Below are 9,300 nucleotides of genomic sequence, written 5' to 3'. Positions count from 1 at the left end.
GGCGGCCTTGAGCAGCGCGGCGGACCTCGCGTCGTGGCCCAGGGCAGCCCACGCCGGCTGGGCAGCCTGGGCTGCGGTTACCGCTCGCTCCAGGTCTTCGACGGTGTGGACCGGTGCCTCGCCAACGGGCTTCCCGGTGGCGGGGTCGAAGATGGTCCGGCTGTCTTGGCCGGGGTTTGCGGTGACGCTGGCAAGCAGCGAATCGTAGGTTTCCAATGGAATTCCTCGTCGGTGGGTTTGTCCGGTTAATGTTTGTGGTTGTCCTGGGGGTATTCGGTGGTGTTCAGGACGGTGAGGCGGGAGTTGAAAGGCAGGATTACGGGTTCGGCCGCGGGTTCGTCCCAGCCGAACATCCGCCCGATGGAGCGTTGCTCTCGCAGGTCGATGAGCAGGACAGCCTCAACTGTCATGACTTTTTCGGTMCAGAAGAAGAGATAGAGGCCGTCACCGACGTCGAAGGTCAGGCAGCGGTCGGTGTCGGCAAGTCCGGCCTCGCCGCCGCGGAGGCAGTGCCAGGTGAAGGTGCCGGCGTTGAGGTAGATGTGTTCGTAGGTTTCCACGTCGCTGTAGCGGTAGTAGATACGCTTGCCGGCCAGTCCGCTGGAGCGGGAATGAAGGGCGGCATTCCCTTCCACGTTTCCGTGGCTGAACCTAGTGGTGCTGCGGATCTTGTCGCCCTCGGCGAGGAAGGAGCTGACAGCTGTTGTGACGGCGCCGGTGTTCCTGTCGAGGATGATGGTCACATTTTCAGCGTCACGGTCCTCGCCCTTGACGAAGTCGATGATGAAGATTCCGGGACGGGCTTCAATCGCCTTGTACCTGGCTGCACCCTGGTCCGCCTCTCCGCCGGCTGAGGTCCAGGTCAGCGAATGCGCGTCATGGAAGGTGTACGTGGTTGCATGGCGTCCGTCTTCGGGGAGGTGCAGTACAGTGCCCGTAAAGGCCGCGGAGGCGGGCAGGGTCTGGTCCCCGAATCCGTCCAGCATGGTGGCCACGGAGGGCCACTCGTTTTCGGGAACGTAGTCCTGAATGTCAGTCGCGGTCATGGTTTTCCTTTGGTTGAGATTGGTCTTTGCTGAACCGGTTGGTTCTTGCGGAGATTTGCCTTCAGACGATCTGGGAGGCGTAGTCGATTGACGGTTTCTGCGCCCCCCGGGCTATTCCTGCGACGAGGACGAGGGGGATGCCGAGGAGGAGCCAGCGTGCAACACCGCCGGCGCCGCCGAGCAGGGCATCGTAATTGTCCAGGGTCAGGTAGCCGATCATGATGAACGAAACGAAGGACAGGACGGGTGCAATGACGGTCACCCAGAGGTTGTCGCGGATCTTCGCCCTGGCGAAGAAGACGATGATCGCTGCGGACGTCAGGAGGAGGATGCTGATGAAGCCGGCGGTTCCGAGGGCGACGAACCACGCGAAGACGGTGGTGATGGGGTCTGCCCCTGAGATCAGGAAGGCGCTGATGATGGCCAGGACGACGAGGCCGTTGACCAGCCCGGCGAACGTGGGGGCGCCGGTCTTGGAGACTGACGCCAGCTTTGCGGGCAGGGTCCCGGCGCGGCCCAGGGCGAAGAGGTACCGGGCGAACATGTTGGCCAGGCCCAGCATCATGGCGATGAAGCTGGTGACGACGAGGATTTGCATGGAGAGACTGAGCCAGGAGCCGGCGCTGCTCTGGGCGAGGTCGAAGATCATGCCGGCGGGGTTGCTTGCGGCTTCGGACTGGATCCGGTCGATGCCGACGGCTCCACTGATGGCCCAGGTGGAGATCATGTAAAAGAGGCCGACGAAGGCGATGACGAGATAGGCGGCGCGGGGAATCGTCTTGCGCGGATTCACGGCTTCCTCCGCAAAGACGACTGTCGCTTCAAAGCTTGTGAAGCAGGCAAAGGCGAACAGCAGCGAGATGCCGAGTCCGGGGCCCGCGATGTTGGCGCCGGTGAACCCGTCGAAGGTGAAGATCCCGAACCCTTTTTGGGCAATCAGGGAAACAACAAGGGCGGCAACGACAAGGCTTTCGCCCAGGATCAGCACGCCCAGAACCTTCAGGCTCGCATCCACGCCCTTCATAGTCAGGGCCGTGGCCAGCGACAGCACGACGACGATCCAGAAGTACGGCGGGAACCCAATGCCTGTCAGGCTCTCCACGAGTTGCTGGGCGAAGACGCCGAACTGCGACCACAGCCCCACCTGGAGGCTGACATAGGTCAGGATCGCGATTCCTGCCCCGCCGGTGGCCCACTTCGTTCCCAGTCCCTTGGCGATGTAGGCGACAAATCCACCCGCATTGGTGATGCTGTGGCTCATCCGCAGGTATCCCACGGAAAACAGGGCCACGAGAAGTGCCGCGATGACGTAGATCACGGGCGTTCCGGGTCCGCTGGCGGCGAACAGGACAGGGCTTGCGCCCACAACGGCCGCCATGGGCGCAGCAGCAGCGATCGCAAAGAAGGCCACCGCTACGACGCCCAGCTTATTTGGCTGCAGGCGGGCAGGGCTGGTCCCGGTGTCCTGAGCGGGCATCTGTCCGGTTTGTTGATTCATCATGTGGCTCTTTCGCCAGGGCAAGGACTCATGAGTCATGCCTTATGAGTAAGTGTGGGTACCGGCCGAAGGCGCACCCCCTCGTGCGTGTCTTCCGGCAGAAGCGGATGTGACGAGCGGAACGTGAGCTGCATCACGAGTAGAACTCTACAAGTGTTTAGTTTGATGTGTCAAGGATCCGGAAAGGGACGGCCGTCCGGGCTAAAATCGGCTTATGAGCCTGGATTCCCAACGTTTGCCCTATGGCGACGGCCGCGATGCCCTGCTGGCCGCGGTCATTGATGTTGTTGCCGAGAAGGGCCTGCGGGGAGTCACCTACCGTTCCGTTGCCGCCCGCGCAGGTGTGAACCACACGCTGATTACGCACCACTTCGGCTCCATCGAGGGGTTGCTCGCCGCCACACTTGAATGGGCCGTGCAGCGGTCGATTGACGAAACCGGGCTTGCCCGCGTGGCGGACTTCGACGGGCAGTTCGCCGACGCCCTCCTGGCCTCGGTGTCCTCCGAACCGGAACTGCAGCTTTTCCAGTTCGAGATGCTTCTCGAGGCGCGGCGAAAGCCGGAGCTGAAAGCTCTGCTGGACCGCCTGTATGACAACTACATTTCGACTGTGGAAACGGCTCTCCGCGAGCGTTCCCTCGACACTGACGACGAACTTTCCCGGGCAATCTTCGCCGCACTCGACGGACTGATGCTCCAGTTCCTCACTTTCGGGAATCCGGCGAAGATCCGATCCGCCGTCGTCCAAGTCGGCAAACTCCTTGAACGGTCCGGAGCGGCCAGCGACGCGAACGCCGTCGGCCTCTCCCCGACCGAGCAATAGCGATCCTGCTCAGTCGCTGCGGTCGTTCACGACGCTCCGGGCTGCTTCCAGCCCGCTTTCGATGGCGCCGTCGATGAAACCGCCCCAGCCGTTCGCGTAGTCAGAACCTGCGAACTGGAGGCTGTTGTGGGGCTGCTGGAAGCCGGAAAGGGACTCTGTCAGGAAGCCGGGGCGGTGCATGGGCCAGGTCTCGCCTGACCGGGGGTCGCTGGTCCAGTCGTGGCTGGCGACGTCCAGGACTTCAAGGTTCGGCACGAGGAGGTCAATGGCTGCCTGGACGTGCGTGAGGTCGGTGGCGTCCAGGCGGGCGGTGTCGGGTCCGAACGCAACGAGGATCGTGTTACCGCCCTGGTCGTATTCAGCCTGGACGAAGTTCAGTGGCCACTCAGCGGCGCCAAGGGCAATGAACGGCTCTACTTCGCCCTTGACGGTGATCCAGACCTTGATGCCTTTGGAAACCTGGCCTTCACGGATGCCCTTCTGTGCGGGTGCAGGCAGGGGTGGTTCGAACGCGATAGCGCCCATGGCCCCAAGGGGCACGGTGCAAATCGTGTGCCCTGCATGGAATTGCTCGCCGTCGCCGGTAGTGACAGTAGCGTTCCCTTCGGTGTAGTGGACGGCCGAAACAGACTTCCCGAGGCGGACGTCTGATCCCGCGGCGATCCCCTTGATCAGCTTGCCGGTCCCGCCCTGGATCTTGAAGGTGGCGCAGGCCTCGAAGTTGACCATCCAGTCGCCATTGGTCAGTGCCACCCAGCGCAGGGCTTGGGTGAAGGCTGCGTCATCGATGGGGCCGTTGAAATTTAGCGCCCAGAAGGATTCCAGGATGTCGCGGGAGTAGTCCGTGATATCCAGTTCGGCGATTTTCTGCGGCAGGGACACATGGTCGATGCCCTTGATGTCGGGGTTGGCGAACGGGGCGAAAGGCTGCGGGAAGTACTCGCGGGACTGCTCCATGAGCCTCCGGTTGGGGGCATCGATTTCCTTCAGCAGCTCGTCCGGACTGCCCTCGTGCCGCTCGCCCCCCGCCCACCAGTAGGCCCGTTCCGGGACGGGGCTCTGAACGGTGCCGACTCCGTAGCGCTTCATTTCCGCCCATACATAGGGCTGGGTCCAGTGGACCCACGTGCCGCCCATTTCCAGGGCGCAGCCAAGCCGGTCATCGAGCCAGGTGCGGCCGCCGATCCGGTCCCGTGCTTCGAGAACGATAACGGAAAGGCCGGCCTGGCGGAGTTCACGGGCCGCCGTAAGGCCGGCGAAGCCTGCGCCGATGATGACGACGTCGGTTTGTTGGGTTTTGTTGGCAGTCACGGTGGGCCTTCCGTTCAGATCTTCTTGTTGCTGGTCAGGAGTACACGAAGAATTCGGTGGTGTCTTCAACGACGGTCCAGCGGGTCTGCGCGCCTTTGTTGAAGGAAGCAGCCGAGCCCGGCAACAGGTCGAAGCTTTCGCCGCCTTCAACCTCGATGCGCAGGTGGCCTTCGATGATCTGAAGGGTCTCGTCAGCCTCGATCAGCAGGTCGAACGGTTCCGGCGCATCTTCAGTGGTGACGTGCCAGAAGCCGGCAGACAGAGCCGGGCGGTCCCCGTCTCCTAGGCGCCGGACCCACTGGACCCGACCCAGGATAAAGGGCTCGTACTTCTTGGGGTCAAAGGCATCGTGGACGGTGAATTCTTCGGCGTTCGTGGACGTGGACATTGGTTCCTCCTTGGATTCGAACAACTCCGCAGCTGCTTAGTTGTGTTCTGCACCACAGCTAAGCAGCTGCTGAGGTTGGAAGTCAATACCTTGGTTGCTGCGGTTAGAATCGGAGCCATGAGCGGGCAGAAACAGAATGGCTACGGAACAGGGCGCGAAGCTTTGCTTGCCGCCACGGTGCACGTGGTGGCGCGCAAGGGGCTTCGGGGCCTGACATTCCGAGCTGTTGCCGAGCGCGCCGGCGTTAACAACACTCTGGTGGTTCATCACTTCGGCAAGCGGGATGCCCTCATCGAGGCCGCACTGGAATGGTCCGTGCAGCAATCCATCGGGCTGTCACGGCTGGAAGCGCTGCCTGCGACCGAGGAGGAGTTTTGCCAGAGCATCCTCTCCCTGATTGAAGACAACCCCGATATCCAGATCTTCCAGTACGAAATGATCCTCGAATCGCGGCGCCGCCCCGAACTGGCGGGGCCGGTTCAGCACCTTTACGAAAGCTACATTGCAGCGCTGTCGGACGGCCTGGAGCGGATCGGCTTCGGCGGCCGGGAGGGTGCTGCCCAGGCCGCCTTCGCAGCGCTGGACGGCCTGGTCCTGCAGCTCCTGGCCGGCGCCAATACGAAGGGCGTCGAGGCCGCGATCCGCTACCTCTGGGCTGCCTTGGGCGCCCACGTGGGCACCCCGGCGGTCAAAGCCGGTTGATAAAGGACGGAGTCCGGTATGCGCGTTCTGGTGGTTAATCACGTCAGCCTCGACGGCGTTCTGCAAGGACCCGGACGCCCTGATGAAGACACCCGTGACGGCTTCCGGCATGGCGGCTGGGCCCAGGACGCCAATGACCCTGCAATGGGCGCCGCCATGGGCGAGCGGATGGGCAAGGATTTCTCCTGGCTGTTCGGCCGCCGCAGCTATGACGACATGCTCACCTACTGGAATCAGGCCGGCGGCCCGTTCAAGGACGGCCTCAACGGGACAAGGAAGTACGTCGCCTCCTCCAGCCCCGACGCCGAGCTGCCTTGGCCGAACTCCAAGCTCCTCAGCGGGGATGTCCCCGCTGAAGTTGCTGCACTTCGCGACAAGCCCGGCGGCAATCTTGTGATCATGGGCAGCGGCCAGCTCATCCGGTCCCTGCTCCCGCACCGTCTCGTGGACGAGCTATTCCTGATGATTCACCCGCTCGTGCTCGGATCGGGCCGCCGGTTGTTCGGGCAGGACGACGAGGGGCACCGGCTGCGGCTGATCGACTGCACACCCACCTCAACTGGAGTGCTGATGGCGACCTACCAGCCGGCCTAGTGCATGGCGCCCCAGTGACATCGGACCCATACTCAATCTACGGGTGGCCACATACGAACAGTTGGCGGTGATCATGACTGACACGAGCAACCGCAGGATTGCCCTGCCTCTGATCGATCACCATTGCCACGGCGTCGTCGACACCGAACTAAGTGACGAAGAGTTCCGGAGCCTGGGCACGGAATCCGACTGGCCGGGGCCGGCAGGCACGGACAGCCTTGATTCGCCCTTCGGCCTGGCGGTGCGGCGTTTCTGCGCCCCGGTCCTCGGGCTCGAGCCCCTTGCACCGCTAGATGAATACCTCGCGCAGCGCAGGGACATGGGCGCCGCCGAAGCGAACAGGCTGCTGCTTCGGAGCACCGGCACCTCCGAGTACCTCATTGACACGGGCATGCCGGACACGCGGCTACTTGACCCCACCGCCATGGCGGCGCGCGCTGATGCCCGGGTTCGCGAGATCGTCCGCATCGAGCGAGTGGCAGAGGACCTTGCTGCCGAGTCCACGGCCGCGGGCTTCGTTGCGAAGTTCCCGGAGACGCTGGCGGCCAGGTCCCGGGAGGCCGTGGGACTGAAATCCATCATCGCCTACCGTCATGGTTTCGATATCCCCGCAGAACGGCCATCCGGGCGTGAAATACTCGATGCCGCAAACCGCTGGTTCCGTGCCGCCGAGAAGACCGGAACCTTCAGGATCACTGACCCGGTCCTGCTGAGGTTCGGGCTGTGGTCGGGCATCGGGACGGGCCTGCCCATCCAGCTTCACACGGGATACGGCGACGGTGACATTGAGCTCTTCCGGGCTGATCCATCCCGGCTCAATCGGCTCTTTCACGCCACCAGGTCGCTCGGCGTCGATTTCATGCTGCTGCACTGCTACCCCTTCATCAGGGAAGCCGGAATCCTTGCCCAGATCTTCCCGCACGTCTATCTGGATGTGGGCCTGGTTTCGCATTACCTGGGCCCAAGCGCCGGCACAGCAATCCGCCAGGTGATGGAAATCGCGCCCTTCACCAAGATCCTCTACTCATCGGATTCGTACGGCCTGGGCGAGCACTTCGCCGTCAGCGCCGCCACCTGGCGTGCCGGGTTCGCGGCCCTTATGGACGAATGGGTTGCGTCCGGATGGGCAACCCCTGGCGACGCCGAAAGAATCGCCACCATGGTTGCCTCGAAAAACGCCCAGCGCGTCTACAACTTGAACGCCCAAAACTCAATGCCGCTCGCCCGGACGACGAAAGGAAAGTTGTGACTTCGAATCCGAAGGCGGACATGGATCTCCAGCAAATTAGGGCTCTTGTCATTTCCAGCCTCGACAATGCAGGCGTTTCACGGGTCAAAGTTTTGCCGGGACCCAAAGTGGAGGGTGCCTTCCATAATGGCTGCGGCGTCTCGGTAAGCGTCGGAGTCCTGTTGGCCGCTGACGATCACGTCACCCGGACATCGGAAATCGATGCCATAGTCGGTGACCTGCGCGGAATGCCGGACCGTGCAGCAGTTGCCGTGGTCGACAAGACAAGCGGCCTCGCCTGGGCGCCGGCCGACCTCGTGGATATGCATGGTGCCCCCTATCCAACCTGCCAGCGCTCCGCACTCAAACGTGTCGCTGCGGAATGGACAGCCGCCGGGCTGGAGGCTTCGGTGGGCTTCGAGCTGGAGTTCACGGTGTTCAGCGGTCCGCAGGATGCGCCTCTTCTGGCACACGGTGGTCCGGGCTATGGTGCGGCCGCATTCCTTCAGCTGGAAGCATGGCATCTGGACGTGCTCGCAGCTCTTGTGGAGGCCGGCGTTCCGGTTGAGCAGATGCACCCCGAGTATGGCCGCGGCCAGGTGGAAATCGCCTTGGCCCCGCGGAACCCGGTTCAGGCCGTGGATGATTACCTACTTGCCCGGTTCATCGTCGCCCGGGTTTCCCGCCGGCATGGACTGCACGTTTCCTACTCGCCGATAGCCGATTCCAGAACTGCGACCAACGGGTGCCACATCCATTTCTCCGCGAGAAACGGGGACGGCAACGTCTTCCACGACGCTGCAACCGCCACGCAGATGAGCCCGGCAGGCGAGAGCATGATCGCCGGCGTACTCGGAAAGCTGGCAGAAAGCTCAGCGTTGCTGGGAGGAAGCGCCCTGAGCCTGGCCCGGCTCCAACCGGAACAATGGGCGGGCAGTTTCATCTGCTGGGGTACAGGCAACCGGGAGGCTGCGATCCGCTTCGTGCCCGGGCTGAAGGGCTACGAGGACGAGCAATCGAACGTTGAAGTGAAGTGCTGCGATGGCTCCGCCAACCAGTACGTTGCCCTAGCAGCAATTCTCGCAATGGCAATGGAGGGCTTCAGGGGACAGCTGAAACTGCCCGCCGAGGTCACAGTCGACCCCGGAACACTGAGCGAGGCGGAGAGGGAGCGCCTGGGCGTCCGGGCATTTCCTCCTGATATGTTGACAGCCCTGGGCGATCTGGACGGCAGCAGTTTCCTCCGCTCAGCACTGGGCCATGAATTGGTTGATGCCTTTGTGGCTGTGCGGCGGGGCGAAGCAGAGCGGTTTGCCAAGCTCGACCGTGAGGCAGTGATCGCCGCTCTACGCTGGCGGTACTAGCTGGCGTGAACCGGACAGCATCCGACGCAGGTCCCGCATTCGCCCGGCTGGCCATAGAGGTGCAGAACGTGGAAGGGCTGTACAGGCAACTGCACGCGATAGTGGAACAGACAGGCCTTCCCTGGGCAGCTGGAAGCGGAGTCATGCCCGCATGCGGACATGACGTCCACATGGCTGCGTTTTGTCGCCGTTGCCCGCACTGTTGCCTCGTTGACGCCGCTGCCGGTTCCGTTGGCGGGGATTCTCCAGCCCCTCGAGGAAGTCGGCGAATCGGGAGCTCATGACGTAGTGCGGGCGGGGGTGCTGGAGGCGCACCAGGTGGGGGCTGTTATCGGGGACACTTGCA

At 63.1% G+C, this 9,300-nt stretch carries 10 protein-coding genes; 5 read left to right on the top strand and 5 right to left on the bottom strand.

The window, feature by feature from the left end:
• The 3 genes from AC1DFE_RS17250 to AC1DFE_RS17240 all read right to left on the bottom strand — a co-directional run.
• The coding region (locus tag AC1DFE_RS17250) for an aldehyde dehydrogenase family protein (protein ID WP_476907097.1) at positions 1-216 on the bottom strand (216 nt) is incomplete at its 3' end.
• 29 nt (positions 217-245) lie between these two features.
• Entirely contained in the window at positions 246-1,046 is an 801-nt protein-coding gene (locus AC1DFE_RS17245) for a MoaF C-terminal domain-containing protein (RefSeq protein ID WP_476907096.1), read from the bottom strand.
• Positions 1,047-1,107: 61 nt separating this feature from the next.
• A complete protein-coding gene (locus tag AC1DFE_RS17240) occupies positions 1,108-2,547 on the bottom strand; it encodes an APC family permease (protein ID WP_476907095.1) in 1,440 nt (479 codons plus the stop codon).
• A gap of 211 nt (positions 2,548-2,758) precedes the next feature.
• Here AC1DFE_RS17240 and AC1DFE_RS17235 point away from each other — a divergent pair, with 211 nt between their 5' ends.
• The gene (locus AC1DFE_RS17235; RefSeq protein WP_476907094.1) at positions 2,759-3,367 is read left to right on the top strand and encodes a TetR/AcrR family transcriptional regulator; all 609 of its coding nucleotides are present in this window, start codon (positions 2,759-2,761) and stop codon (positions 3,365-3,367) included.
• A gap of 9 nt (positions 3,368-3,376) precedes the next feature.
• On the opposite strand, the gene AC1DFE_RS17230 is transcribed toward AC1DFE_RS17235, so the two are convergent.
• Both AC1DFE_RS17230 and AC1DFE_RS17225 read right to left on the bottom strand, forming a co-directional pair.
• Positions 3,377-4,678 carry a flavin monoamine oxidase family protein gene (locus AC1DFE_RS17230; RefSeq protein ID WP_476907093.1) on the bottom strand — a complete coding sequence of 434 codons (1,302 nt, stop codon included), beginning with the start codon at positions 4,676-4,678 and terminating at the stop codon, positions 3,377-3,379.
• A 34-nt stretch (positions 4,679-4,712) separates the two neighbouring features.
• The gene (locus AC1DFE_RS17225) at positions 4,713-5,066 is read right to left on the bottom strand and encodes a cupin domain-containing protein (protein WP_476907092.1); all 354 of its coding nucleotides are present in this window, start codon (positions 5,064-5,066) and stop codon (positions 4,713-4,715) included.
• A gap of 117 nt (positions 5,067-5,183) precedes the next feature.
• Between AC1DFE_RS17225 and AC1DFE_RS17220 the strand changes: the two genes are divergently transcribed.
• The 4 genes from AC1DFE_RS17220 (at position 5,184) to AC1DFE_RS17205 (ending at position 8,954) form a co-directional block, all read left to right on the top strand.
• Positions 5,184-5,768, top strand: coding sequence for a TetR/AcrR family transcriptional regulator (locus AC1DFE_RS17220; protein WP_476907091.1), 585 nt, complete (start codon positions 5,184-5,186; stop codon positions 5,766-5,768).
• 18 nt (positions 5,769-5,786) lie between these two features.
• Complete coding sequence (locus tag AC1DFE_RS17215; protein WP_476907090.1) at positions 5,787-6,362, top strand: dihydrofolate reductase family protein; 576 nt, start codon at positions 5,787-5,789, stop codon at positions 6,360-6,362.
• 73 nt (positions 6,363-6,435) lie between these two features.
• Positions 6,436-7,611: an amidohydrolase family protein gene (locus tag AC1DFE_RS17210; protein WP_476907089.1), complete on the top strand. Its 1,176-nt coding sequence runs from the start codon at positions 6,436-6,438 to the stop codon at positions 7,609-7,611.
• A complete protein-coding gene (locus AC1DFE_RS17205; protein ID WP_476907088.1) occupies positions 7,608-8,954 on the top strand; it encodes a type I glutamate--ammonia ligase in 1,347 nt (448 codons plus the stop codon). The genes AC1DFE_RS17210 and AC1DFE_RS17205 overlap by 4 nt, the downstream gene beginning before the upstream one ends.
• The last annotated feature ends 346 nt before the right edge of the window (positions 8,955-9,300 follow it).

The organism is Arthrobacter sp. 05T423, assembly GCF_056396245.1.
The sequence above is the reverse complement of the archived record's forward strand: the minus strand, read 5'-3'. Positions and strand labels throughout refer to the sequence as shown.